Below are 25,922 nucleotides of genomic sequence, written 5' to 3' on the forward strand. Positions count from 1 at the left end.
GCCGGGTGGTGCTCCGGGGTGATGCTGCGGTTACGGGGGCGTGGTCAGGCCCGGCGGTAGACGGCCGGGCGTTTCTCGGCGAAGGCGCGGGCGCCTTCCTTGGCGTCGGCTGTGTCGAAGACCGGCCAGCCGCGGGCGAGTTCGGCGGCCAGTCCGTCCGTCTCGGTCATCTCGGCGGTCTCGTAGACGGAGGCCTTGACCGCTTCGACGGCCAGCGGCCCGCAGGCGTTGACCTGCTCGGCGATCTCCAGCGCCTTGGCCAGCGCCGTCCCCTCGGGGACGACCTGGCCGACCAGGCCGATGCGGGCCGCCTCCTCGGCGGAGTACGGCCGGCCGGTCAGCAGCATCTCCAGCGCATGGGTGCGGGGGATCTGGCGCGGCAGCCGCACCGTGGAGCCGCCGATCGGGAAGAGGCCGCGCCTGACCTCGAACAGCCCGAAGGTGGCGCCGGCGCCCGCGACCCGGATGTCCGTGCCCTGGAGGATCTCGGTGCCGCCGGCCACGCAGTGGCCCTCCACCGCCGCGATCACCGGCTTGCGCGGGCGGTGGTGGCGGAGCATGGCCTTCCAGTGCAGGTCGGGGTCGGCCTTCAGGCGGTCCCGGTACTGCTCGCCCGCCATGCCCTTCCCGGCCAGCGCCTTGAGGTCCATCCCGGCGCAGAAGTCCCCGCCCGCGCCGGTCAGGACGACCGAGCGGACGGTGTCGTCGGCGTCCGCCTCCAGCCAGCCGTCGTAGAGCCCCACCAGCAGCGGCAGCGAGAGCGCGTTCTTCGCCTCGGGCCTGTTCATGGTGAGCACCAGCGTGGCGCCGCGGCGCTCCACGGTCAGGTGTTCCGTCCCACCCATTGCCGTCCTCCCGTCTCAAGACCTAGAACAGGTTGCAGGAGGGCCGTGTGCACTTCAAGGGTTTTCTGACACCCAGTCAGATTTCTTGGGCGGCGCCCTTCCCAGTTCGGGTGGGCGGCGCTCTAATGGCCGCCGAGCGGCCCGGTGGCGGCCGCGCCACGGGGAACTTTCGGGGGTGAGGAGGAACGGTGGAGTACAACCTTGCCGACCTGTTCGAGTCGGTCGTCGACGTGGTCCCGGACCGCGAGGCCCTGGTGTACGTGGACCACCCCGGCACCGGCGCCGAGCGCCGTCTGACCTACGCGCAGCTGGACGCGGCGGCGAACCGCATCGCGCACCACCTGCTGGACAGCGGGCTGAAGGCCGGCGAGCACCTGGGCCTGCACCTCTACAACGGGGTCGAATACCTGCAGACCGTCCTGGCCTGCCTGAAGGCGCGCCTCGTACCGGTGAACGTCAACTACCGCTACGTGGAGGAGGAGCTGGTCTACCTCTACAACGACGCCGACCTCGCCGCCCTCGTCTTCGAGGGGGAGTTCACCGAGCGGGTGGCGGCCGCCCTGCCCCAGACGCCGCGGCTGCGGCACCTGCTCCGGGTCGGCACGGCACCCGGGGGCGCACCGGAGCCCGCGATCGCGCCGGTCGCCTACGCGGCCGCCGAAGCGGCGGGCTCACCGGAACGCGGCTTCCCGCCCCGCTCCCCCGACGACCTCTTCATCATCTACACCGGCGGCACGACCGGCATGCCCAAGGGCGTCATGTGGCGGGCCGAAGACCTGTTCTTCGCTGGGCTGTTCGGCGGCGAGCCCTCGGGCGAGCCGGTGAAACGGCCCGAGGAGCTGGCCGAGCGGGTCGTCGCGCGCGGCGCCGGCCTCACCTTCTTCCCCGCTCCCCCGCTGATGCACGGCACCTCGACGCTGACCTCGTTCATCGCCTTCAACTACGGGCAGCGGGTGGTGATCCACCGCAAGTACGCGCCCGAGGAAGTGCTCCGTACGATCGAGAAGGAGAAGGTGTCGAGCGTGTCGCTCGTGGGCGACGCGATGCTGCGGCCGCTCATCGACGCCCTGAACGGGCCACTGAAGGGCACCGACCTGTCCTCGCTGTTCAGCGTCTCCTCGTCCGGAGCGATCATGTCGGAGACGGTGCGGGAGGAGTTCCAGCGGCTCGTGCCGCACGTGGTGCTGCTGAACAACTTCGGATCCTCGGAGTCCGGGTCCAACGGGCGGGCGACCGACGACGCGGGCCCGGAGAAGGGCTTCCGCCTCATGGTCAACGACCGGACGCAGGTGGTGGACCCGGTGACCCACGAGGCCGTGCCGGTGGGCGTACCCGGGCGTCTGGCCCAGCGCGGCCACGTCCCGCTCGGCTACTACAACGACCCGGTGAAGACCGCCGAGACCTTCTTCCGGAAGGGCGACGAGCGGTGGGTGCTGCTCGGCGACATGGCGACGGTCGACGAACAGGGCATCGTCACCGTGCTGGGGCGCGGCTCGCAGTGCATCAACACGGGCGGCGAGAAGGTCTACCCGGAGGAGGTCGAACAGGCGCTGAAGTCCCATCCGGACGTGTACGACGCCCTGGTCGCGGGGGTGCCGGACGCACGCTGGGGCAATCACGTCGCGGCCGTGGTCCAGATCCGGGACGGCGCGCCCGAGCCGACGCTGGACGAGATCCAGACCCACTGCCGCAGCCGGCTGGCGGGCTACAAGATCCCGCGCCAGCTGGTCGTCACGCCCGCGATCCAGCGCTCCCCGAGCGGCAAGGCCGACTACCGCTGGGCGAAGTCGGTGGCCACGCAGGCGGACACGGCCGACCGGGCCACGCCGAACGGGTAGCCGTCTCCTCCTCGCGCTCCACGAGCTGGTGCACGCCTCGGCCCGGCATGACCTGCTGGTGCGGGCCCTGCGCGCCCGCAACGAGACCCCCCATCTGGACCTGACGGGTCTGCACCTGACGGACGTCAAGCGGGGCCGGAGATCCACCACGAGGCGGACCCTAGAGCTGGGAGCGCAGGTCGGCCGCGAGGGCGCGGGCCCAGGTCGCGAGCTCGTCGCGGTCCGCGCCGCCGCCCAGCGCGCCGACCTGCTCGTCGGTCAGCTGTACGGGGCCGGGGTGCTCCAGCAGGTGGGCCGTCTCGGCGAGCAGCGCGTAGAGGCGCCGGGCACCGGCCGCGCTCAGGCGCACCGACACCGCGGGGTCGATGACGGACATCGCCGCCGCCTCCCTTCGCGAGGGGCATCTGCTTCGACCGTACGCCGGCGGGCGGGCGGCCGCGCGCCGCGCCCGTGCACGACGGCCGGGGGCGCCCGGTGGGGAGCCGCCCGGCCGGCCGGCCGCTCAGGTGCCGTCGGACAGGAACCGTTCGACGCGGGCCGCGAACCACTCCGGGTCGTCCAGGAACGGGAAGTGCGCCGCGCCGGGCTGCACGTCGGCCGTACCGCGCGGGAAGACCTCCGCGAGCTGCGCGGCCAGGGCCGGGGGCGGGTTGCCGTCCAGCTCCCCGGCCAGCACCAGCACCTCGGCCGTGAGCTGCCGCAGCGCCCGGCGGGTGGCGGGCGGGTCGAAGGCTCCGGGAGCCGCGAAGGCCAGGGCCGCCTTCTCGTTCTGCTGCTGCTCGCCCGCCGCGTGGTTCGCCCGGGCCCTCTCGTCCCACCGCCCGTAGAAGACGGGAGCGGCCCGGTCCCAGTCGGCGTCGGAGTCACCGCCCGCGAGGATCCGCTCGTAGGACGCGATGGCGGTGTCGTACGGCTCGGCGCCCGCCCGCAGCCGGGCCGCCGCCAGCTTCTGCTGCGGGGTGGACGACAGGTCCACGGCCCAGGCGGTCGGGGTCACGAGGACGACCCGGCGCAGCCGCTCGGGGTGCCGGGCGGCGTACAGCTGGACGAGGTTGCCGCCGGCCGAGTGGGCCAGCAGGTCCATGCGCTCCAGGCCCAGGTGGAGGCGGAGCGCCTCGACGTCGGCGACCTGGTGGTCGACGCGGTAGGTCCTTTCGTCCGCGGGTACCGCGGAGCCGCCGGTGCCGCGCAGGTCGAGCAGGACGAGCCGGCGCCCTGCGGCCAGGCCGCCGAGGTCGCCCAGGTAGGCGGAGGCGCGCATGGCCCCGCCGGGCAGGCACACGAGCGGTTCTCCCTCCCCCCGGACGTGGTAGGCGAGTTGGGTTCCGTCGTAGCTGGTGAAGAGGGGCATGGGCCTCATCCCATCATGCGATCACTCGTTCGAGTCATTGATTTCGGCGCCCCGGTCCGGCAATCTACCGAATGATCGGTCGGTTGGCGGGCTCACTCACGATGAGGTGACGGCATGGCGGCGTACGCAGGTTTCCACGACGACAGCGAGCGGCTGGGCCGCGACGAGCTGGCCGCCCTCCAGCTGAAGCGGCTGCGCGAGACGCTGCACCGCGCCTACGAGCGAGTCCCCTTCCACCGCCGGGCCTTCGACGAGGCGGGGGTGCACCCCGACGACTGCCGGTCCCTCGCCGATCTCGCCCTGTTCCCCTTCACGACGAAGACGGACCTGCGCGACCAGTACCCCTTCGGCATGTTCGCCGTCCCCCGCTCCGAGGTGCGCCGCATCCACGCCTCCAGCGGCACCACCGGCCGCCCCACCGTCGTCGGGTACACCGACGGGGACCTGGCCACCTGGGCCGATGTCGTGGCCCGCTCCATCCGGGCGGCCGGCGGCAGACCCGGCCAGATCGTCCACGTGGCGTACGGGTACGGCCTCTTCACCGGCGGCCTCGGCGCGCACTACGGGGCGGAGCGCCTCGGCTGTACGGTCGTCCCCGCCTCGGGCGGGATGACGGACCGCCAGGTCAGGCTGATCCAGGACTTCCGGCCGGAGGTCATCATGGTGACGCCCTCGTACATGCTCACCCTGCTGGACGAGATGGAGCGCCAGGGCATCGACCCGCGCGCCACCTCCCTGCGGACAGGGATATTCGGTGCGGAGCCGTGGACGCAGGAGATGCGCCGGGAGATCGAGGAGCGGCTCGGCATCGACGCCGTGGACATCTACGGGCTGTCCGAGGTGATGGGCCCGGGCGTGGCGCAGGAATGCGTCGAGACCAAGGACGGCCTCCACATCTGGGAGGACCACTTCTACCCGGAGGTGGTCGATCCGCTCACCGGCGAGGTGCTGCCGGAGGGCGAGCCCGGGGAGCTGGTGTTCACCTCGCTCACCAAGGAGGCCATGCCGGTCGTCCGCTACCGCACCCGGGACCTGACCCGGCTGCTGCCCGGCACCGCCCGGCCGGCCTTCCGGCGCATGGAGAAGGTGACGGGGCGCAGCGACGACATGATCATCGTGCGCGGGGTGAACCTCTACCCGACGCAGATCGAGGAGATCCTGCTGCGGACACCCGGCCTGGCTCCCCATTTCCAGCTGCGGCTGACCCGCGAGGGCCGGATGGACGCCCTGACCGTACGGGTGGAGGCGCGCCGGGATGCGGATGCCGGGCGCAGACGGGCCGCGGCCGCCGAAGTGGTGCGTGCGGTCAAGGAGGGCATCGGCGTCTCCGTCACCGTCGAAGTCGTCGACCCGGAGACGCTGGAGCGCTCGGTGGGGAAGATCAAGCGGCTGGTGGACCTGCGGACGGCACAGTAGCGGACCGCCGGGCACCTTCCGGGCGGGCCCGCGAAACCACCCTTTCGGGCCCAATTCCCGGGTGGCGCCGCGGTTCCCCGCGTGCCGCCGGGTAGGCCAGTCCCGTGACCTCGATGCTGCGCCGGATCCACGCCCGGCTCCAGGCCTCCCCGGCCGGGCTGGCCTGGAGCCGGGGGCGCGAGATGGAGCTGATGCACCGGGCCATGGGATTCGCGGCGCTCGGGTTCCTGACCCTGGTGCCGCTGCTGGTGGTCGTGGCCGCCGCCGCGCCGGGCAGCGGCTCCGGCTTCGGCCGCTGGCTCGGCCAGGCCCTCGGCGTGAGCGCCGCCTCGCGGGCCCGGGTCGAGATGCTGTTCGGCGCCGCCGACCTGGCGCTGGAGCGGACCACCGCCTTCGGTCTCGCCGCCCTCGCCGTCTTCGGCCTCACCTTCGGCTCGGCCGTCCAGACCGGCTACGAGAAGGTGTGGGACCTGCCGACCGCCCGCTGGCACACCATGTGGCGGCACGTCGTCTGGCTGGCCCTGCTCGTCTGTTACCTCGCGCTGCTCGTCGAGATCCCCGCGCCCTCTGACGACGCCGCCGGCACCGCCCTCGGCACCACGGGCGACCTGATCGGCACCTGCCTGTTCTTCTGGGGCTCCCAGCGCCTGCTGCTCGGCGGCCGGGTCCGCTGGCGGGCGCTGCTCCCCGGGGCGGTGGCCACCAGCATCGGCCTGCTCGGGCTGCGGGTCTTCTCCCAGCTGGTGTTCTCCCCGCTGATCGCCTCGAACGCGGTCACGTACGGCCCGTTCGGCACCCTGCTGGTCGTCCAGTCCTGGCTGGTCGGGGTCGGCTTCGTCGTGTACGGCGGCGCACTGGTCGGCCGTCTGGTCCACGAACACCTCACGGTCCGCCGCCTGCGCCACACCGACCTCCTCCCCGACCGGGACTGACCCGGGGGCGGACCACCCGGACCACCCGGACCGCCCGGACCGCCCGGACCGGCCGCAGGCCGGTGTACGGCACGGCGTCACCCGGCAGCACGCGGCGCCCGTGCAGCCGGGGGCTGCTCGGGCCGGGGTCGAGACCGCGGCTCGGATACCAAACGGGATGTTGACAGACCGTCAACGCGCCTGCATGAGTGTGGGGGCACGCACGCACCAGCTGCTCCAGGAGCAACCCGCCCGCGCGCCATGCCACTTGGGAGGCACGTTGCCATTCCATACCCGCCCGCTCCTCCGCCGCGCCGCCCTCACCGGCGCCGCCCTGCTCGCCGCCGCGGCCGCCGTACCGCAGGCCGCCGCGGCCGCCGCCGACACGGGGAACCGCGGGCCGTCCCGCGGCGGCCTGTCCGCCGTGATCCGCTACACCGAGTACGGCATACCCCACATAGTGGCCAAGGACTACGCGAACCTCGGCTTCGGCACCGGCTGGGCCCAGGCTGCCGACCAGGTGTGCGTCCTGGCCGACGGGTTCGTCACCCTCGCCGGTGAGCGCTCGCGCTGGTTCGGTGCCGACGCGGCGCCCGACGGATCCCTCTCCTCCGCCGCCGGGAACCTCTCCAGCGACCTGTACTTCAGGGGCGTCCGCCAGTCCGGCACCGTCGAGAAGCTGCTCGCCACACCCGCCCCGGCCGGCCCCGGCAAGGACCTCGGGGAACTGATGCGTGGCTGGGCCGCCGGGTACAACGCCTGGCTCGCCCAGAACGAGATCACCGACCCCGCCTGCAAGGGCGCCGCCTGGGTCCGCCCGGTCACCCCCCTCGACGTGGCTTCCCGGGGCTTCGCCATCTCGGTGCTCGGCGGCCAGGGCCGCGGCGTCGACGGGATGACCGCCGCGCGGCCGCCCGGCGTCGGCGCCCGTACGACGGCGGCGGCAGCGCCCGACGCCGCCGCAACGGACCCGGCGGCCGCCGCCGAGGCGGCCCGGGCCTTCTTCGACACCGGCCGCTACGACAGGGGCTCCAACGCGGTGGCCTTCGCCGGGTCCACCACCGCGAGCGGCCGCGGCCTGCTCCTCGGGAATCCGCACTACCCCTGGCAGGGCGGTCGCCGGTTCTGGCAGTCGCAGCAGACCATACCCGGCGAGCTGAACGTCTCGGGCGGCTCCCTGCTCGGCACCGCCGTGGTGAACATCGGCTTCAACGAGAAGGTCGCCTGGAGCCACACCGTGGCCACCGGCACCCCCGTCAACCTGCACCAGCTCACCCTGGACCCGGCCGACCCGACCACCTATCTGGTCGACGGCAAGCCGGAACGGATGACCGAACGGAAGGTCACCGTCCAGGTGGCGGGCGGCGAACCCGTCACCCGCACCCAGTGGTGGACCCGCTACGGCCCGGTCATCACCGGCCTCGGACCCGGACTGCCGCTGCCCTGGACCACCGCCACCGCCTACGCCCTGAACGACCCGAACGCGGCGAACCTGCGCGGCTTCGACACCGCCCTCGCCCTCGGCAAGGCCCGTTCGGTCGCCGGGATCCAGGACGCCCTCAGGCGCACGCAGGGCCTGCCCTGGGTCAACACGATCGCCGCGGACTCCGCGGGCGCCACCCTGTTCACCCAGTCCCAGGTGCTCCCGCGGATCACCGACGAGCTCGCCGCCCGCTGCTCCACCCCGCTCGGCCGGGCCACGTACCCGGCGTCGGGGCTCGCCGTCCTCGACGGAGCACGCGGCGACTGCGCGCTCGGCTCGGACCCCGACGCGGTGCAGCCGGGGGTGTTCGGCCCCGGGAAGGCACCGACCCTGCGCGACGCCCCGTACGCCGAGAACTCCAACGACAGCGCCTGGCTGGCCAACGCGGACCGGCCGCTGACCGGCTACGAGCGGATCTGGGGCACCCTCGGCACACCGCGCTCGCTGCGCACGCGCGGAGCGGTCGAGGACGTGGCGGCGATGGCCGCGCGGGGCCGCCTGACCGTCGCCGACCTGCAGGAGCAGCAGTTCGCCAACCGCGTACCGGCCGGTGACCTGGCGGCGGCCGACGCCGCCGGGGCCTGCGCCGCGCTGCCCGGCGGCACGGCGACGGCGAGCGACGGCAGGACGGTGGACGTCACCGCGGCCTGCGCGGTGCTGGCCGCCTGGGACCGCACAGCCGACACCGGCAGCCGGGGCGCGCTCCTCTTCGACCGCTTCTGGCGCAGGCTCACGGCGGGTACGGCGGCCAAAGACCTGTGGCTGGTGCCGTTCTCGGCCGCCGACCCCGTCCGCACGCCGCGTACGCTCAATCCGGCTGCGCCCGGTATCGGACGGGCCCTCGCCGACGCGGTCGCCGAGCTGACGGCGGCGGGCATCGCCCTGGACGCCCCGCTGGGCGAGCACCAGCTCGTGGTGCGTGGCGGGCAGCGGCTGCCGGTGTCGGGCGGCACCGAGGCGCTGGGCGTCTGGAACAAGATCGAGGCGCCGTGGGACGCGGCCGCCGGGGGCTACCCGGAGGTCGTGCACGGCTCCAGTCACATCCAGGCGGTCGGCTGGGACGGCGGCCACTGCCCGGTCGCGCGCACCTTGCTGACGTACGGCCAGTCCTCGAACCCCCTCTCGCCCCACTCCGCCGACCAGACCCGGCTGCTGTCCGGGGAGCGGTGGGTGACCTCGCGGTTCTGCGAGCGGGACATCCTCGCCTCACCGCAGCTGAAGGTGGTGTGGCCGCGCGAACGCCGCTGAACCGGAGCCGGCGCGGCCCCCTCGTACGGGACCGCGCCGGCGCCGCACCGCCACGGCGACTCGCGGGCGGGCGCACCGGCCCACGCGCTCACGGGCTCACGGGCTCACGGGCTCACGGCGAGGAACAGGTACGCGGCCAGCAGCACGATGTGGACGCCGCCCTGGAGGAGGGTGGCCCGGCCCGGGACGATGGTGAGCGCGCTGACGACGACGGTCAGGGCGAGCAGCACCATGTGGGTCGGCCCGAGGCCCAGCAGCAGCGGCCCGGAGAGCCAGACGGAGGCCAGCGCGATGGCCGGGATGGTCAGGCCGATGCTCGCGATGGAGGAGCCGTAGGCCAGGTTCAGACTGGTCTGCACCCGGTCCCGGCGGGCCGCCCGGACGGCGGCCAGGGTCTCCGGGGCCAGCACGAGCAGGGCGATGATCACACCGACGACAGCGTTCGGCAGACCCGCGCGGGTGACGCCCGCCTCGATGGTCGGGGACACGGCCTTGGCGTCGCCGACCACGGCGACCAGGGCGACCAGCAGCAGGCCGAGGCTGACCAGGGCGGCGCGGGAGCCGGGCGGATCGGCGTGGCCGCCTTCACCGGAGGCCGCGGAGGCCTCACCGCCCACCGGCAGGAAGTAGTCCCGGTGCCGGACCGTCTGGACGGCGACGAACAGGGCGTACAGGGCGAGCGAGGCGAGAGCGGCGAAGGTCAGCTGCGCCGGCGAGAACTCCGGCCCGGGCTTGGTGGTGGTGAAGGTCGGCAGCACCAGGCTGAGGACGGCCAGCGTGGCGACGGTGGCCAGGGCCGCGCCGGAGCCTTCGGCGTTGAAGACGGCGACCCGGTTGCGCAGGGCGCCGACGAGCAGGGACAGGCCGACGATGCCGTTGCAGGTGATCATGACGGCGGCGAAGACGGTGTCCCGGGCGAGCGAGGCCGTCTTGTCGCCGCCGTCGGCCATCAGGGTGACGATGAGGGCCACTTCGATGACGGTGACGGCCACGGCGAGCACGAGGGAGCCGAAGGGTTCGCCCACCCGGTGGGCGACGACCTCCGCATGGTGGACGGCCGCCAGGACGGCCCCCGCGAGGCACAGCGCGACGAGCGCCACCACGGGCCCCGGCAGCTCGCGTCCCCAGCTGAGGACGAGGGCGACCAGCGCCAGCACGGGGACCGCCACGGTCCAGTCGGTCACGGAGAATCTGCGGGTAGCCGTACTCATATCAGCCAACGTGCCAGATTCGTCCCCCCGGTGCGGCGCAGGGAGGCGTCCGACGCGCTGCCGTGGCCCTCATACCGCGCGTTCGCGGCCCTCCCAGTACGGGTCGCGCAGCCGCCGCTTGTACAGCTTCCCGTTCGGATCCCGGGGCATCGTCTCGATGAAGTCGACCGATTTCGGACGTTTGAACCCCGCCAATTGCCGCTCGCAGTGGTGCAGGATCTCGGCTGCGAGCGCATCCCCCGCCTCGAAGCCCTCGGCCGGTTCGATGACGGCCTTGACCTCCTCGCCCCAGTCGGCGTGCGGGATCCCGAAGGCGGCGGCGTCGGCGACCGCCGGGTGGGTGAGCAGAGCGGATTCGATCTCGGCGGGGTAGATGTTCACCCCGCCCGAGATGATCATGTCGATCTTGCGGTCACGGAGGAAGAGGTAGCCCTCCTCGTCCAGCAGACCCAGGTCCCCCACGGTGAAGAAGTCACCGATGCGGTTCTTCCGCGTCTTGTCCTCGTCCTTGTAGTAGCTGAAGCCGCCGGTGTTCATCTTGAGGTAGACAGTGCCGAGTTCGCCGGGCGGCAGCCGGTTGCCGTCGTCGTCGAAGACGGCCAGTTCGCTGATCGGCCACGCCTTGCCGACCGTGCCGGGCTTCTTCAGCCAGTCCTCCGCGGTGGCGAACGCGCCGCCGCCCTCGCTGGCCGCGTAGTACTCCTCGACGCAGGTGCCCCACCAGTCGATCATCGCCCGCTTGACGTGATCGGGGCAGGGCGCGGCTCCGTGGATCGCGTGGCGCATGGAGGAGACGTCGTACGCGTCCTTCGTCTCCTGCGGCAGCGCGAGCAGCCGGTGGAACTGGGTGGGGACCATGTGCGTGTGCGTGCAGGCGCGGGTGTCGATGAGCCTCAGCATCTCCTGCGGGGTCCACCGGTCCATCACGACGAGCGGGTGCCCGATGTGCAGGGCGGCGCCCGCGAATTGGAGGACCGCGGTGTGGTACAGCGGCGAGCAGACCAGGTGCACGTTCCCCTCGAAGGGGCGGATGCCGAAGATCCCGAGGAAGCCGCCGAGGTACGTCTCCTCCGGCAGCTTGCCGGGCAGCGGGCGGCGGATGCCGCGGGGGCGGCCGGTGGTGCCCGAGGTGTAGTTCATGACCCAGCCGAGGGTCCGGTGCTCCGGGGGCGTGGAGGGCTGCCCGTCGAGCAGTTCGGCGTACGGGCGGAAGCCGGCCACCGTCCCGACCGCGTACCGGTGGCTCGCAGGCAGGCCCGCCTCGTCGGCGGCCGCGACGGCCGGCCCGGCGAAGCGCTCGTGGGCGATCAGGACCTTGGCGCCGGAATCGGAGACGATCCAGGCGATCTCCGGGCCGACGAGGTGGTGGTTGACCGGCACGAGGTAGAAGCCGGCCTGGGAGGCGGCCAGGTAGGCGGTGAAGAACTCGACGCCGTTGGGCAGGACCACGGCGAAGGCGTCGCCCCGTTCCAGGCCCGCGGCGCGCAGGCCGTGGACGAGCTGGTTGACGGCCGCGTGGAGGCGGCCGGCGCTCCACTCCTCGCCCTCCGGGGTGACGAGGACGGTGCGTTCGGGATCGGCGGTGGCCTGGGCCCAGAATCCGTTGGGGCGGCCCGTCGTCTGCTCGCTCGTCTGCATGCCGTTCATCTGCACGCTCCTCAGGCTCGGCCGGCGATGCGGTTGATGCGGTCGATGGCGCGCTCGAAACCGCGGGTGAGGTCGTCGAAGACGGCCTGGACGCTGCGTTCGCTGTTCATCCGTCCGACGATCTGGCCGACGGGCGTGCCCAGCAGCGGCGTGACCTCGTACTTCTGGATCCGTGAGACGGCTTCGGCGACCAGCAGTCCCTGCAGCGGCATGGGGAGGGCGCCGGGACCGGCCGGGTCGTCCCAGGCATCGGTCCATTCGGTGCGCAGCTGGCGCGCGGGCTTGCCGGTGAGGGCGCGGGAGCGGACGGTGTCGCCCGAGCCGGCCGCGAGCAGCTTCTCGGTGAGGGCGCGGGAGTGCAGGTCGGCCTCGGTGGTGGTGAGCCAGAGGGAGCCGAGCCAGACGCCCTGGGCGCCGAGGGCGAGCCCGGCGGCGATCTGCTCGCCGCTGCCGATGCCGCCGGCGGCGAGGACGGGGAGCGGGGCGACGGCCTCGGCGATCTCGGGCACCAGGACCATGGTGGCGATGTCGCCGGTGTGGCCTCCGGCCTCGTAGCCCTGGGCGACGACGATGTCGATGCCGGCCTCGGCGTGGCGGCGGGCGTGCTTGGCGCTGCCGGCGAGGGCGGCGACGAGGACGCCGTGGTCGTGGGCGCGGGCGATGACGTCGGCGGGAGGGGAACCGAGTGCGTTCGCCAGGAGTTTGACGGGATAGTCGAAGGCGACGTCGAGCTGGTTGCGGGCGACCTGCTCCATCCAGCCGGTGATCCGCCAGCCGGAGGCCTCGCCCTCGGCGAGCTCGGGGACGTGGTGCTTGGCGAGGGTGTCGCGGACGAAGGCGCGGTGACCGGCCGGGATCATCGCCTCGATGTCGGCTTCGCTGATGCCGTCGACGGCCTTCTTGGCCGGCATGACCACATCGAGGCCGTAGGGCTTGCCGCCGGTGTTGTCCTGCATCCAGTCGAGGTCGCGCCGCAGGTCGTCGGGGGCGGTGTAGCGGACCGCACCGAGCACGCCGAATCCGCCGGCGCGGGTGATGGCCGCCGCGACCGCCGGGAAGGGCGTGAAGCCGAAGATGGCGTGCTCGACTCCGAGTTTCTTGCTCAGCTCCGTCTCCATGGGCGGCAGCATGCCGCAGGGCGGCGGCCGAGGGAAGAGATTTTCTGATGCAGCGTCAGATTCTTTGCGGGCCCGTCGGTGCGGAGGGCGCCGCCCGGACGGGCAGATACTTCGAGAGGCCGATACGGCGGACAGGAGGCCGGCGATGGAGGAGCACACGGGGGACGGCGACGCGCAGGCGCCGAAGGCGCGACCGGGGCGACGCAGGCCCCCCTCCACCCCGGCCCCGGCCCCGGCCGCGCAGGAGGCCGCGCCCCGGCCCGGGGCGGGCGGCGCCGACGAGCCGGGCGGCAGCGGGCGCATGGGCCGCGGCCGCGGCGGCGGGGGCCGGAGCCTCGGCGGCAGCGGGCGCGCGGGTCGGGGCGGCAGCGGCCGGGTGAGCAGCGGCGGGGTGAGCCGGCGCGGGCTCGGGGCCGGGGTGGTGGCGCTGGGCGGGGTGCTGCTGTTGCAGGCCGCCGTACCGGGGGGCGCCGGAGCCGCCGGGAACCCGGCTGAGCGGCGCGCCCTGCAAGGGCTGCGGCTGCGGTACGGGTCCGCCCGGCAGGCCGGGCTGCTGGAGAAGCACCTGGACGCCGTCGTCGACGAGGCCCGCCGCTTCCTCGGCCCCTCCCCCGAACACCCTTACTACGCCGGGGCCGTGGTGCTGGCCGGGCGGGGCCGTACCGTGTGCCTGCACCGCGCCGTGGGAGAGGCCGTACGGTACGCGGACTACGACGGCCGCACCGACCGGGTGCGCGAGTTCCCGGCGGCCGAGCGGATCGCGATGGCCGAGGACACCGTCTTCGACCTGGCCTCCCTCACCAAACTGTTCACCTCGCTGCTCGCCGTGCAGCTGATGGAGCGCGGGCAGCTGGAACTGGAGGCCCCGGTGGAGCGGTACCTGCCGGAGTTCACCGGCGGCGGGAAGGAGCTGATCACGGTCCGGCAGCTGCTCACCCACACCTCGGGCCTGCGCTCCTGGGCTCCCTTCTACCAGCAGCCCACCCGCGAGGGACGGTTGAGGCTTCTGTGGTCCGTGCGCCCGCAGGACACGCCCGGGACCGTGTACCGCTACTCCGACCTCAACCTCATCGCGCTCCAACTGCTCGTGGAAAGGATCACCAGTCACCCTCTGGATGCCCTGCTCCACGACGAGATCACCGCTCCGCTCGGGATGCACCGCACTCGCTACAACCCGCCGCTCGCCTGGCGCCGGGTCACCGCCGCCACCGAGGTGCAGCGGCCGCCCTGGTCCGGCCTGGACCGCGGGCTGGTCTGGGGCGAGGTCCACGACGAGAACGCGTACGCCCTCGGCGGCGTCGCCGGCCACGCCGGCATCTTCGGCACGGCCTGGGACCTGGCCATCCTGGCCCGCACCCTCCTCGACGGAGGCATCTACGCCGGCAAGCGCATCCTGCGCCCCGCCTCCGTCGAGCTGCTCTTCACCGACTACAACACCGCCTTCCCCGGGGACGACCACGGCCTGGGCTTCGAGCTCTACCAGCACTGGTACATGGGCGCCATGGCCACCCCGCACTCCGCCGGCCACACCGGATTCACCGGCACCTCCCTGGTCCTGGACCCGTCCACCGACTCCTTCCTCATCCTGCTCGGCAACTCCGTCCACCCCGTGCGCACCTGGCGGGCCGGCAGCGCCCCGCGCGTCGCCGTCGGCAACCGCTTCGCCCGGGCCGTCCCGGTCCGCACGAGGCACGGAGGCCCGGCCTGGTTCTCCGGCATGGAGACCGGCGGCTGCGGCACCCTCACCCTGCCGCCGCTCACCCCGGCCACGGCCGCCGCCCGGCTGCGCTGCACCGTGTGGTGGGACACCGTGCCCGGCGAAGGCGCCTTCCACCTGGAGGCCTCCGCCGACGGGCAGACCTGGCAGCCCCTGCCGTTCAGCACGCAGCGGACCACGGGCGGCTCCCCCGAACAGTGGCCCCAGGGCTGCGCGGGCGGCTGGTCCGGCCGCATCTGGCACCGCCTGGACGCCCCGCTCACCGCCTGGGCGGGCCGCGAGGTCCGGCTCCGTTTCCGGCACACGGCGACCGGCCGGTACGTGGGGCGCGGCGTGTACGTGGACGTCCTGCGCGTGTCGGAGCCGGCGTGCCTGCTCTTCGCGGAGGACCGCCCCGCCGACGCGGCCCGTATCGAGGCGGTCGGCTGGACCATGTCGGCGGACTGACCCGGGAGCGCACCGGACCGCTCGCGGCGGCATAAAGCCGTGCCCGGTGGTGTTGGCCCTCGTTGGTGATGCGTTGACCGCTCGACACGAAGGCAGGAAGGTCCGATGACCGAGATCGACTGGGACCACCCGACCGACCCCAAGGGCGGCTGGCAGCTGGACCACGTCCGGCAGTACACCCGCACCAACGGAGCGGAAGGCCATCACTGGCGGGGCACCCAGACCCTGCTGCTGACGACCATCGGCCGGGTCTCGGGCAAACCCGTGCGCACGCCGCTCATCTACGGTGAGGAAGAGGGCCGTTACTTCGTCGTCGCGTCCAAGGGCGGTGCCCCCGAGCACCCGCTGTGGTACCGCAATCTGACCGCCCACCCCGAGGTCCGCATCCAGGTCGGGCCGAAGACGATGCAGGGCACGGCCCGTACGGCCACGCCCGAGGAACGCGCCCGGTACTGGCCGCTGATGCTGAGGCACTGGCCCTCGTACGACGAGTACCAGGCCCAGACCGACCGGGAGATCCCGCTCGTCGTCATCGAACCCCTCACCGCCTGACCGGCGGCGGCAGGCGGGGTCAGCGCGGGGTCAGTGCCCCAGCACGGCCATGGCCGCGTTGTGACCGGGGACCCCGCTGACGCCGCCCCCGCGCACGGCGCCCGCACCGCACAGCAGGACATTGGCGTACGAGGTCTCCACGCCCCACCGGCCGCGGGCCCCGGGCTCCTCGTCCGCGTACGGCCAGGACAGGTCCCGGTGGAAGATGTGACCGCCGGGCAGGCGCAGTTCACGCTCCAGGTCCAGCGGGGTCTTGGCCTCGATGCACGGCCGGCCGTCGGCGTCGAAGGCCAGGCAGTCGGTGATCGGCTCCGCGAGGTGCGCGTCGAGCTGGGCGAGGGTCGCGGTCAGCAGCACCTCGCGCGCCACCGTGTTGCCGCCGTGCCCCTTCTCGAAGAGCCGGGCCGGGGTGTGCAGGCCGAAGAGGGTGAGCGTCTGGTAGCCCTGCTCCACCAGCTCCGGCCCGAGGATCGAGGGGTCCGTCAGCGAATGGCAGTAGATCTCCGAGGGCGGTACGGAGGGCAGCTCCCCGGCCGCCGCCTCCGCGTAGGCCCGCGCCAGCTCGGCGTAGCCCTCTGCGATGTGGAAGGTGCCGCCGAAGGCCTCGCGCGGGTCCACGGTGGTGTCCCGCAGCCGGGGCAGCCTGCGCAGCAGCATGTTCACCTTGAGCTGCGACCCCTCGGGCCGTTCGGCGGGGACCGGCCCGTCCTCCCCGAGGAGTTCCGCCAGGGCCCGGGGTGAGGCGTTGACCAGCACGGTCCGTGCGACGACCCGTCCCTCGCCGGTCGCCGTACGGAAGGTCACCTCGGCCGGCGCCCTGCCGTCGGTGTCGATCCGGAGCACCTCGTGCCCGGTGGCGATGCGCGCCCCGGCCTGCCGCGCGGCGGCGGCCAGCGCGTCCGTGAGGGCGCCCATCCCGCCGACGGGGACGTTCCAGTCGCCGGTGCCGCCGCCGATCACGTGGTAGAGGAAGCAGCGGTTCTGCGCCAGCGAGGGGTCGTGCGCGTCCGCGAAGGTGCCGATCAGCCCGTCCGTGAGCACCACGCCCCGCACCAGGTCGTCGGCGAAGTACTTCTCGACCGCCTGCCCGAGGGGTTCCTCGAACAGCATCCGCCAGGCGGCATCGTCGTCGATCCGGGCGCGCAGCCCGGCCCGCGAGGGCAGCGGCTCGGTCAGGGTCGGGAACACCCTTTCGGCGACGCGCCCGGTCAGCCCGTAGAAGGCCCGCCAGCTGTCGTACTCGCGGTCCGAGCCGGTCAGCCGCGCGAAGGATTCCCGGGTCCGGGCCTCGTCGCCGCCGACCAGCAGCCCGCCGGGGCGGCCGCCGCGTTCGACCGGGGCGTACGAGGAGACGGTGCGCCGCCGGACCGCGAACCGCAGGTCCAGGTCGCGCACGATCTTCGCGGGCAGCAGGGAGACCAGGTAGGAGTAGCGCGAGAGCCGGGCGTCCACCCCCACGAAGGGGCGGGTGGAGACCGCGGCGCCGCCGGTGGTGGCGAGCCGCTCCAGCACCAGCACCGAGCGGCCCGCCCGGGCCAGGTACGCGGCGGCCACCAGGCCGTTGTGCCCTCCGCCCACGATCACGTCGTCGTAGACGGCGTCGTCGTACACCGCGTCGTCGTACGCGGCGCGCTCGTACGCCGTGTCGTGGTGGGCGCCGTCGTCGCCGCGTACCGCGTCGTCCTGCACCGTGGCCTGCCCGGGTCCCCGCGAGGTCGTCATGGCTCTTGGTAGCACACCTGGCCGAGTCGCTCCAGGCAGTACACCTCGTCGGCGTGGGCGGCGACGGTGTCGGGGTGCTCGTCGCCGAGGGACCGCTCCCGGATGCCGGCGAGCTCCCGGTAGACGGGCAGGGCCTCGTCCCAGCGGCCCAGCCGGCCGAGCCCGGCGGCGAGTTCGCGGCGGCTGACCAGGGTGTCGGGGTGTTCGGCACCGAGCGCCCTGGCGCGGGCCGCGCCCACCTCCCGGGCCTCCTGCACCGCTTCCTCCCAGCGCTCCAGGCGGCCCAGGTTGACGCCGAGGACGTGCCGGGCGCGGAGCGTCTCGGGATCGAGGGCCCCGTAGGCGCGGGTGCGGTCGCGGACCAGGCCCCGGAACAGGTCCAGGGCCTGGGCGGCGCGGCCGCTGCGGCCGAGCGCGATGCCGACCTCGTAGCGGGCGGCGAGGGTGTCGGGATGGTCCCGGCCGAGGACCCGTTCGCGTACGGCGGCGACCTGGGCGAAGCCCTCCAGGGCCTCATCCCAGCGCTCCAGGCGGCCCAGGGCGTAGGCCACCTCGTACCGGGTCAGCAGCGTGTCCGGGTGCTCGTCGCCCAGCACGGCCGCCCGGTCGGCGGCGACCGCGCAGGCGGTGCGGTGGGCCTCGTCGAAGCGGCCGAGGGCGCCGAGCGCGCAGGCCAGGTTGTGGCGGCAGCGCAGGGTGTCGGGGTGCAGCGGGCCCGCGCTCCGCTCGCGGGCGACGAGTACCGCGCGGTAGACCTCGTGGGCCTCCCGGTGACGGCCGAGCCGGCCCAGTTCGTACGCCGCCTCCTGGCGCGCGGCGAGGGTGTCGGGGTGGTCGGCGCCGAGCAGGCGGGTGCGGCCCGCGGCGACCGCTTCGTACGCGGCCAGCGCCTCGTCGGGGCGGCCGGCCCGGCTGAGGGCGAAGGCGCGGGCGTGCCCGGCGGTGAGCTCCTCGGGCCCGGTACCCGCCCCGGCGGCCGGGGCCGCGGCGCCGTCGCCGGAGCCCGCGCCGCCGCGGCCGGGCATGCGCGCGATGCCGTAGGGCGCGGTCAGCCGCGGGTCCTCGGCGGCGGCGGGCCGCACGATCCGGTGGGACCCGCCGGGCCGCGCGGCGGTCCAGGAGCCGGTGAGGACGGCCCATTCGCCGCTGGCGGGGCGGGCGTCGGTCCCGGCCTTGCGGCCGGCGGTCATCCCCCGGGCCCACGCGGGCAGGGCGGGCTGCGCCCCGAGCGGCCCGCCGGCGCCGAGCCGGGCCTCCACCAGGCGCCGGTGCAGGTGGCGGGCGTCGCCGGGGCGGTCCTCGGGGCGCTTGGCCAGCAGGTCCAGGACGACCTGCTCGACGTACTCGGGCAGCTCGGGGCGGTGCTCGCGGAGCGGCACCGGCGCGGTGTCGCGGTGTCCGACGAGCACCGACCAGGAGTCGCCGAGGTCGAAGGGCGGGGCGCCGGTGGCGATCTCGTACAGGACGCAGCCGAGGGAGTACAGGTCGCTGCGGTGGTCGACCTCGCCGCCGGCGATCTGTTCGGGCGACATGTAGTGCGGGGTCCCCATGGCCATGCCGCCGCCGGTCAGCTTGGCGGTGAAGCCGATGTCGTGGGCGAGGCGGGCTATGCCGAAGTCGCAGATCTTCACCGTGCCGTCGGTGAGCCGCATGATGTTGGCGGGCTTGAGGTCGCGGTGCACGACGCCCTGGTCGTGGGTGTAGCCGAGGGCGGCGGCCAGCTGCTCCGCGATGTCGACGACCACGTCCACGGGGAGCGGGCGGGCCTCGTTGTCCTCCAGGAGCTGGCTGAGGTTGCGGCCGTCCAGGAGCTCCATGACGAGGTACAGCGGGCCGCCCGCGGCGCTGTCGTCGCCGAAGTCGTGGACGACGGTGACACCGCGGTGCTGGAGGGACGCGGCGACGCGCGCCTCCCGGCGGAAGCGTTCGCGCAGGACCTGGGTGAAGTGGTTGTCCTGCTCGGACCCGAGCGGCTTGAGGCATTTGACGGCGACCTGCCGGCCGAGCGACTCGTCCCGGGCACGCCACACTTCGCCCATGCCGCCGCGCCCGATCAGATCGAGCGACCGGTACCGGCCCTGGATCAGTCTGGACTCCGCCATGTCTTAAAGCCGCCCCCGTTGTCGTGCTACGTCCTATGCCCTCCCCGGCCGGTCCAGTATGGCCGCTGATGTATGCAGTGTGTACGGCGAGGGGCGGCTCCCGGGGCCCATGCGCTGCATCGCCTTCAAGATGTGACCTGGGGGCAGCTGCCAGCGCAGACCAGCGGGAATGCTGCGCAGCAGGGTACCGGTGAGGCGCAGGTTCCTGGTGACGGTGTCCGGGGGCGGCGCGGGTCTCCCGTACAGCCGGTGCGCGTGGGCGGGGAGGGATCCGTACGCGAGGGCCGCGACCGGGCGCCACAGCAGGTTTCGGCCGGCGAGGAGGGCGGGGTGGACGGGCGGACTGCGCAGGAACCCGTCCACGGCCCGGGCGTCCGGGCCCGCGGCGAGCACGGGCCGGACCGTGTCGAAGTACGCGGCGAGGGCCGCCGTGTCCGCCGGCACCTGCGCCGGGTCGAGGCCCACGAGGCGGGCGTTGACCCGGTTCTCGTCGACGTAGCGGTCGGCTTGGGCGTCCGTGAGGGACACGCCGGAGCGGCGCAGGACGTGCAGGAAGCTGTCGATCTGGGCGCAGTGCACCCAGAGCAGCAGCTCCGGATCGTCGACGGGGAACCGCTCGCCGGTGGCCGGGTCGGTCGCGGACAGCGTGCTGTGGATCCGGCGGACGCGGGCGCCGGCGCGTTCGGCTTCCTCGGTGGTCCCGTAGGTGATGGTGCCGACGAAATCGGCGGTCCGCAGGAGCCGCCCCCAGGCGTCGTGGCGGAAATCGGAATTCTCCATGACGCCGCGGACCGCGCGCGGATGCAGCGCTTGGAGGTACAGCGCCCGGACACCGGCGATCCACATGATCGGGTCGCCGTGGCACTGCCAGGTGACGGACCCGGGCCCGTACAGACCGGGGTCGGCCGCGCCCGCCGCTTCGGTCACCGCATCGCCCCTTCCCTCCGGTACTGCCCGGACATCGGTGGAACGCGGTGTCAGCGTCCCACCGGTTCCGGGCCGGCGCCAGTGGCGGGGGCGCAGCGGGGCCGGGGCGGACGGAGACTGGAAGGGCGAGGAAGGGAGGCCGCCATGCGCAACCCGATGCCCACCCGGATCGGCCAGGCACTGCCCACCGAACACCGCGGACGCCTGATGGAGCACGCCCGCGAGGTGAATTTCCCCGAGGGCACCCGCCTCTTCAACGAGGGCGGCCGGGCCGACCGCTTCTGGATCGTCCGCTCCGGCGTGGTCACCCTGGACCTGCACGTCCCCGGGAAACAGCCGGCGGTGATCGAGAACCTCGGCCCGGGTGAGCTGGTCGGCTGGTCGTGGATGTTCCGGCCGCACCAGTGGCATCTGGGCGCGGAGGCGACGACCCCGCTGCGCACCCACGAGTTCGACGCCGATGCCGTACGGGAGCTGATGGACGGCGACCCGGCCTTCAGGGCGGCGGTCGCCACCTGGGTGGGACAGGTCCTGGCCCACCGGCTGCAAGCGGCCCGGGAGCGGCTGCTCGACCTGTACGCCCCGTACGGCAGCGGCAGCGGCCGGTGATCGGGCGGCTTGGTCAGGCGGGGGGCGTGAGGGAGCCGGGCCAGTCGTCGGTGTGCCACTGACGGCCCGCCCCCTCGCCCCGGCGGTGGGCCGAGAGCGCGGCGGGCAGATCCCCGTGGACGGGCACGGCGGGGCCCGCCGCCCCGGGCACCGGCGGAGCCTCGGCGGGGACGGCGGCGAGCTCCATGGGCCGGCCGTGCGCCGCGAGGCGCCGGGCGGCCTCCGCGACGGCGCGCTGCCCGTCGGCCGACCAGCCGCGCAGCCCGGTCAGGTCCAGGATCACCGGCCCGGTCCCCCGGGCCACGGCCCAGCCGACGGCCCCCGTGAACCGCCCGGTCGCCTCGGCGCCGAGGTATCCGGCCAGGGACAGGACGCCCAGTTCCTGGTGCGCGGTGTAGCGCCACTCAATCGTCATCGTCGGTTCCTCGGCTTCACGGGGGCAGGATGCTCCCGGACCTCGCGCCGCGCCGCGAGCACCCGGGCCCGTGAGCGTACGTCGGCCGCCACCCCGCCCGAGCCCCCGCCCGCATGCCGGACGCCCGCCACCTCCCCCGGGCCCTGCGCGGGCCGGTCAGCGGCGTACGCGGGGCATGCCGAGGCCGATCCAGGAGATGATCTCGCGCTGGATCTCGTTGTTGCCGCCGCCGAAGGTGAAGATGACCGCGCTGCGGTAGCCGCGTTCGAGTTCGCCGTGCAGGACCGCGCCGGCCGAGCCGTCCTTGAGGGGGCCCGCCGCGCCGACCACCTCCATCAGCCAGGCGTAGGCGTCCCGGCGGGCCTCGGAGCCGTACACCTTGACGGCCGAGGCGTCCTGCGGGGTGAGAGTGCCGTCCTGGACGGCGTTCACCATCTGCCAGTTGAGCAGCTTCATCGCGTCGAGGCGGGCGTGGGTGCGGGCGAGGCGGCCACGGACCCAGGACAGGTCGATGACACGGCGGCCGTCGGCGAGCTTGGTCCCGGCGGCCCAGCGCTGGACGTCGTGCAGGGCCCGGATGGCCATGGTGCCGTGGGCGGCGAGGGTGACGCGCTCGTGGTTGAGCTGGTTGGTGATCAGCCGCCAGCCCCGGTTCTCCCGGCCGACGCGGCGGCTCGCGGGGACCCGGATGTTCTCGTAGTAGCTGGCGGTGGTGTCGTGGGACGCGAGGGTGTTGATGAGGGTGCAGGAGTAGCCCGGGTCGGAGGTGGGGACCAGGAGCATGGTGATGCCCTGGTGCGCCGGGGCCTGCGGGTCGGTGCGGACGGCGAGCCAGACCCAGTCGGCGGTGTCGCCGTTGGTGGTCCATATCTTCTGTCCGTTGACGACGTACGTGCCGGTCTCCTCGTCGCCCTCGCGGACGGCCCTGCACTTGAGCGCGGCCAGGTCCGTGCCCGCGTCGGGCTCGCTGTAGCCGATGGCGAAGTCGATCTCGCCGGAGAGGATCCGGGGCAGGAAGTACGCCTTCTGCTCGTCGGTGCCGAACTGCATGATGGTCGGCCCGACGGTGTTGAGCGCCATCAGCGGCAGCGGTACGACGGCCTGCGCCGCCTCGTCGAAGAAGATGAACTGGTCCATGGGCGACATCCCGCGGCCGCCGTATTCCTCGGGCCAGCCGACGCCGAGCCATCCGTCGGCCCCGAGCCGGCGGATGGTCTCCCGGTAGAAGCGCTTCTGGGCGGCCGGGTCCTCATAGCGGGCGTAGACGTCCTCGGGGACCAGGTCGGCGAAGTAGGCGCGCAGCTCGGTGCGCAACTGCTGCTGCTCAGGCGTGTATTCGAGGTGCACGGCCCCTCCGGGTGTCTGGCGGTCCAGCCGGTCGCTGTGTGGCGGCGCACAGAGTAGAACCTGTTACAAGAAGGGGGAAGGGCCGACGGGCCGGGGTTTCGGCGGGGACGCGCAGACGGCCCCGTCCCGCCGCGGCAGCGCGCTCGCTCAGGTCAGCGCGGCGATCATCGCCGCGGCCGTCGCCGCCATCGCCGTACGGGCAGCCGTCAGGTACGGGCGCGGGTCCGCCGGGGTCAGGTGCGTGCGGATGGCCTCGGTCATCGCCACGTTCAGCGCCGTGCCGATGTTGACCTTGCGGATGCCGCCGGCCACGGCCGCCGCCAGTTCGGCGTCCGGCAGGCCCGAGGATCCGTGCAGCACCAGCGGCACGTCCACCGCCTTGGCCAGCCGCGCCAGCAGCGCGTGGTCGAGGGAGGCGGTACGGCTGGTCATGGCGTGACTGCTGCCGACCGCCACGGCCAGCGCGTCGACACCGGAGTCGGCAACGAAGCGCCGCGCCTCGTCCGGGTCGGTACGGGCCCCCGGCGCGTGCGGGTCCGGCGGGGCCGCGCCGTTCTTCCCGCCCACCTCGCCCAACTCCGCCTCCACCCACAACCCGTTGGCGTGCGCCCAGTCGGCGGCGGAGCGGGTGGCCTCCAGGTTCTGCGCGTACGGCAGCTGCGCGGCGTCGTACATCACCGAGCTGAACCCGGCGTCGGCGGCCTGCCGGAGCAGGTCGGGGCTCTTCACGTGGTCCAGGTGCAGCCCCACCGGGACGGCGGCGGCCTCCGCACACGCGGCTGCGGCGCGCGAGATCGGCAGCAGCCGCCCGCCGCGGAACTTCACCGCGTTCTCGCTCAGCTGCAGGATGACCGGCAGACCCGCCTGCTCCGCCCCGGCGACGACGGCCTCGGCGTGTTCCAAGGTGATGATGTTGAACGCCGCGACGGCGCGGCCGTCGGCGGCCGCCCGCTCGACGAGCGTTCCGGCCGGCACGATGCTCATCGGACCGCCTCCTCGCCGGCGGTGAGGATCACCGAACGGGTCAGGTTGCGCGGCCGGTCCGGATCGAGCTCCTGGTGCGCGGCGACCGCGAGGGCCAGCCGCTGCGCCCGTACCAGTTCGGCAAGGGGGTCGAGCCGGCCCGCGACCCACCGGCCTCCGGCGGACCGGACCTGCTCGGCGAGCCCGTCGGGGGCCTGGCCGAGCGACCAGGTCAGGGTGCCCGGCCCGGTGACGCTGATCGGCCCGTGCCGGTACTCCATCGCCGGGTACGACTCCGCCCAGGACAGGGAGGCCTCCCGCATCTTCAGGGCGGCCTCGTGCGCGAGCCCGACGCTCCAGCCGCGCCCGAGGAAGGTGAACTGGCCACAGCTCGCCGCCTGTTCGGGCAACGGCTCGGCCAGAGCGGTCCGGCCGTCGGCGGCCACCGCCGCGGTGTGCAGCCCGAGGTGGGCGCGCAGCAGGGTCAGGGCGGTGGTGGCGAAGCGCGTCTGCACGACGGACTGCTCGTCGGCGAAGTCGAGGACGACCAGCTCATCGGCCACGCTCATCACCGGGGTGGCGGGGTCACCGATGACCGCCGTGGTGGGCACGCCGGCGTCGCGGAGCCCGGCCAGCAGGTCGAGTACCTCGGTGGTGGTGCCGGAGCGCGTCAGCGCGACAACCCGGTCGTAGCGGCGGTGCCGCGGGAACTCGGAAGCGGGGAAGGCGTCCGTTTCGCCCTGGCCGGCCTCCTCGCGCAGGACGGCGGCCGCCTGGGCCATGTAGTACGAGGTCCCGCACCCGACGAAGGCGGTACGCTCCCCCGGCTGCGGCAGCACCGCCCGCTGCGCCGGGGCCAGTTCGGCGGCCCGCTCCCAGCACTCGGGTTGCGTGCCCAACTCCTGCGCGACGTGGCTCATGGCGGCTCCCTGGCCCCGCGGGGGGCGTGTTGGTGCGTCCTGATGCGTTTTCCTGCAAGGTATCGGGCGGTTTCACGCAACTTCAAGCAACTCGGCCTTGATCCCCTCAGTTAATGTCGACGGATAGGCCGAGCGGCACAAGCGGGAACGTCCGAGGGGGTTGAACGCCGTGGGGTCCATGACCCGCAAGGAACGCTGGCAGTCGCTGCTGGATCTGCTGGTGGAACACGGTGAGCTGGAGGTGGAGCCGACGGCGGAAACCCTCGGCGTGTCAGCCGCGACCATCCGCCGCGACCTGGACCAACTGGCCGAGCAGCAGCTGCTGGTCCGCACGCGCGGCGGGGCGGTGCTGCACGGGGTCTCGTACGAACTCCCGCTGCGCTACCGCACGTCCCGCCGCGCCGCCGAGAAGCACCGCATCAGCGAGGCGGTCGCGGCGCTGATCACGCCCGGTGAGGTAATCGGCCTGACGGGCGGCACCACGACCACGGAGGTGGCCCGCACGCTGGCCGGCCGGCCGGACCTGGCGACGGGCTCGCCCGCACTGACGGTGGTGACCAACGCCCTCAACATCGCGGGGGAGCTCGTCATCAGACCACAGTTCAAGATCGTCCTGACCGGCGGCGTCGCCCGCCCCCAGTCGTACGAGCTCACGGGCCCGCTGGCCCAGCAGGTCCTCGGCCAGCTGACGGTGGACACCGCGGTCGTCGGCGTGGACGCCTTCGACCCGGCCGACGGGGCGGCAACCCGCCACGAGGACGAGGCCGCGATGAACCGCCTGCTGTGCGAACGGGCCCGCAGGGTGGTCATCGCGGCGGACTCCAGCAAACTCGGAGTCCGCGCCTTCGCCCGCATCTGCCCCACCCGATCGGTCCACACCCTGGTAACGGACACGGGCCTCCCGGATGCGGTGGCCTCGTCGTTCGAGGCGGCGGGGGTGGAGGTGGTGCGGGTGTGAGGGGGGTCGGGGGGCGGGGGCTTCGGGGGGCGGGATTCCCGCACCCGGCATCGGAGAGGGTTCGGGGGCTTCCCGGCAGTCCACTGTCCTTCCGTGTCGTGCCGGGCCGTCAAGGGCGCTCTCTTCGTTCGCGTCGCTTCGCGATGGCCTGCGGCCACCCTTGACTGCCCGGCCC

The 25,922-nt window shown here is 73.7% G+C and carries 21 protein-coding genes; 8 read left to right on the top strand and 13 right to left on the bottom strand.

Annotation, left to right across the window (positions count from 1 at the left end):
- Positions 1-44: 44 nt before the first annotated feature.
- A complete protein-coding gene (locus ABZ128_RS28375) occupies positions 45-845 on the bottom strand; it encodes a crotonase/enoyl-CoA hydratase family protein (protein WP_356851846.1) in 801 nt (266 codons plus the stop codon).
- Between the two features lie 188 nt (positions 846-1,033).
- On the opposite strand from ABZ128_RS28375, the gene ABZ128_RS28380 reads away from it, so the two are divergent.
- Complete coding sequence (locus ABZ128_RS28380) at positions 1,034-2,683, top strand: acyl-CoA synthetase (RefSeq protein ID WP_356851848.1); 1,650 nt, start codon at positions 1,034-1,036, stop codon at positions 2,681-2,683.
- Positions 2,684-2,843: 160 nt separating this feature from the next.
- Here the strand turns inward: ABZ128_RS28380 and ABZ128_RS28385 are convergent, their stop codons facing one another.
- Both ABZ128_RS28385 and ABZ128_RS28390 read right to left on the bottom strand, forming a co-directional pair.
- The gene (locus tag ABZ128_RS28385; protein WP_356851849.1) at positions 2,844-3,059 is read right to left on the bottom strand and encodes a hypothetical protein; all 216 of its coding nucleotides are present in this window, start codon (positions 3,057-3,059) and stop codon (positions 2,844-2,846) included.
- Between the two features lie 126 nt (positions 3,060-3,185).
- On the bottom strand, positions 3,186-4,034 hold the full coding sequence (locus ABZ128_RS28390; RefSeq protein WP_356851879.1) for an alpha/beta hydrolase: 849 nt from the start codon (positions 4,032-4,034) through the stop codon (positions 3,186-3,188).
- A gap of 114 nt (positions 4,035-4,148) precedes the next feature.
- Here ABZ128_RS28390 and paaK point away from each other — a divergent pair, with 114 nt between their 5' ends.
- The 3 genes from paaK (at position 4,149) to ABZ128_RS28405 (ending at position 9,092) form a co-directional block, all read left to right on the top strand.
- Positions 4,149-5,450, top strand: coding sequence for a phenylacetate--CoA ligase PaaK (paaK, locus tag ABZ128_RS28395; protein ID WP_356851851.1), 1,302 nt, complete (start codon positions 4,149-4,151; stop codon positions 5,448-5,450).
- 113 nt (positions 5,451-5,563) lie between these two features.
- A complete protein-coding gene (locus tag ABZ128_RS28400) occupies positions 5,564-6,382 on the top strand; it encodes a YhjD/YihY/BrkB family envelope integrity protein (protein WP_356851880.1) in 819 nt (272 codons plus the stop codon).
- Between the two features lie 259 nt (positions 6,383-6,641).
- Positions 6,642-9,092, top strand: coding sequence for a penicillin acylase family protein (locus ABZ128_RS28405; RefSeq protein WP_356851852.1), 2,451 nt, complete (start codon positions 6,642-6,644; stop codon positions 9,090-9,092).
- A 104-nt stretch (positions 9,093-9,196) separates the two neighbouring features.
- Here the strand turns inward: ABZ128_RS28405 and ABZ128_RS28410 are convergent, their stop codons facing one another.
- The 3 genes from ABZ128_RS28410 to ABZ128_RS28420 all read right to left on the bottom strand — a co-directional run bounded on the left by ABZ128_RS28410 (position 9,197) and on the right by ABZ128_RS28420 (position 13,068).
- Complete coding sequence (locus tag ABZ128_RS28410) at positions 9,197-10,303, bottom strand: ionic transporter y4hA (RefSeq protein WP_356851853.1); 1,107 nt, start codon at positions 10,301-10,303, stop codon at positions 9,197-9,199.
- A 69-nt stretch (positions 10,304-10,372) separates the two neighbouring features.
- On the bottom strand, positions 10,373-11,950 hold the full coding sequence (locus ABZ128_RS28415; RefSeq protein WP_356851855.1) for an acyl-CoA synthetase: 1,578 nt from the start codon (positions 11,948-11,950) through the stop codon (positions 10,373-10,375).
- An 11-nt stretch (positions 11,951-11,961) separates the two neighbouring features.
- Positions 11,962-13,068, bottom strand: coding sequence for a nitronate monooxygenase family protein (locus ABZ128_RS28420; RefSeq protein ID WP_356851856.1), 1,107 nt, complete (start codon positions 13,066-13,068; stop codon positions 11,962-11,964).
- A gap of 145 nt (positions 13,069-13,213) precedes the next feature.
- Between ABZ128_RS28420 and ABZ128_RS28425 the strand changes: the two genes are divergently transcribed.
- Together ABZ128_RS28425 and ABZ128_RS28430 are read left to right on the top strand one after the other, a co-directional pair.
- Entirely contained in the window at positions 13,214-15,232 is a 2,019-nt protein-coding gene (locus ABZ128_RS28425; protein ID WP_356851858.1) for a serine hydrolase, read from the top strand.
- Positions 15,233-15,337: 105 nt separating this feature from the next.
- Positions 15,338-15,784 carry a nitroreductase family deazaflavin-dependent oxidoreductase gene (locus ABZ128_RS28430; RefSeq protein WP_356851860.1) on the top strand — a complete coding sequence of 149 codons (447 nt, stop codon included), beginning with the start codon at positions 15,338-15,340 and terminating at the stop codon, positions 15,782-15,784.
- 30 nt (positions 15,785-15,814) lie between these two features.
- Here ABZ128_RS28430 and ABZ128_RS28435 read toward each other — a convergent pair whose 3' ends face one another.
- From ABZ128_RS28435 to ABZ128_RS28445, 3 genes are read right to left on the bottom strand one after another with little or no spacing between them, the layout of a single operon-like run.
- Positions 15,815-17,506, bottom strand: coding sequence for an NAD(P)/FAD-dependent oxidoreductase (locus ABZ128_RS28435; protein ID WP_356851861.1), 1,692 nt, complete (start codon positions 17,504-17,506; stop codon positions 15,815-15,817).
- Positions 17,503-19,608: a tetratricopeptide repeat protein gene (locus ABZ128_RS28440; protein WP_356851863.1), complete on the bottom strand. Its 2,106-nt coding sequence runs from the start codon at positions 19,606-19,608 to the stop codon at positions 17,503-17,505. Before ABZ128_RS28440 ends, ABZ128_RS28435 begins: the two co-directional genes overlap by 4 nt.
- Positions 19,609-19,641: 33 nt before the next feature.
- A complete protein-coding gene (locus ABZ128_RS28445; protein WP_356851864.1) occupies positions 19,642-20,535 on the bottom strand; it encodes an oxygenase MpaB family protein in 894 nt (297 codons plus the stop codon).
- Positions 20,536-20,679: 144 nt separating this feature from the next.
- Between ABZ128_RS28445 and ABZ128_RS28450 the strand changes: the two genes are divergently transcribed.
- The gene (locus ABZ128_RS28450) at positions 20,680-21,144 is read left to right on the top strand and encodes a cyclic nucleotide-binding domain-containing protein (RefSeq protein WP_356851866.1); all 465 of its coding nucleotides are present in this window, start codon (positions 20,680-20,682) and stop codon (positions 21,142-21,144) included.
- A 13-nt stretch (positions 21,145-21,157) separates the two neighbouring features.
- Here ABZ128_RS28450 and ABZ128_RS28455 read toward each other — a convergent pair whose 3' ends face one another.
- The 4 genes from ABZ128_RS28455 to ABZ128_RS28470 form a co-directional block, all read right to left on the bottom strand.
- Positions 21,158-21,559, bottom strand: coding sequence for an STAS domain-containing protein (locus tag ABZ128_RS28455; RefSeq protein ID WP_356851868.1), 402 nt, complete (start codon positions 21,557-21,559; stop codon positions 21,158-21,160).
- 156 nt (positions 21,560-21,715) lie between these two features.
- Complete coding sequence (locus ABZ128_RS28460) at positions 21,716-22,906, bottom strand: acyl-CoA dehydrogenase family protein (protein WP_356851870.1); 1,191 nt, start codon at positions 22,904-22,906, stop codon at positions 21,716-21,718.
- 147 nt (positions 22,907-23,053) lie between these two features.
- On the bottom strand, positions 23,054-23,890 hold the full coding sequence (locus ABZ128_RS28465) for a class II fructose-bisphosphate aldolase (RefSeq protein WP_356851871.1): 837 nt from the start codon (positions 23,888-23,890) through the stop codon (positions 23,054-23,056).
- Positions 23,887-24,789, bottom strand: coding sequence for a sugar isomerase (locus ABZ128_RS28470; RefSeq protein WP_356851873.1), 903 nt, complete (start codon positions 24,787-24,789; stop codon positions 23,887-23,889). Before ABZ128_RS28470 ends, ABZ128_RS28465 begins: the two co-directional genes overlap by 4 nt.
- Before the next feature lie 178 nt (positions 24,790-24,967).
- Here ABZ128_RS28470 and ABZ128_RS28475 point away from each other — a divergent pair, with 178 nt between their 5' ends.
- Positions 24,968-25,747: a DeoR/GlpR family DNA-binding transcription regulator gene (locus tag ABZ128_RS28475; RefSeq protein WP_356851874.1), complete on the top strand. Its 780-nt coding sequence runs from the start codon at positions 24,968-24,970 to the stop codon at positions 25,745-25,747.
- The last annotated feature ends 175 nt before the right edge of the window (positions 25,748-25,922 follow it).

The sequence above is a fragment of the Streptomyces sp. NPDC006326 genome (genome assembly GCF_040612915.1).
Lineage (GTDB): Bacteria > Actinomycetota > Actinomycetes > Streptomycetales > Streptomycetaceae > Streptomyces.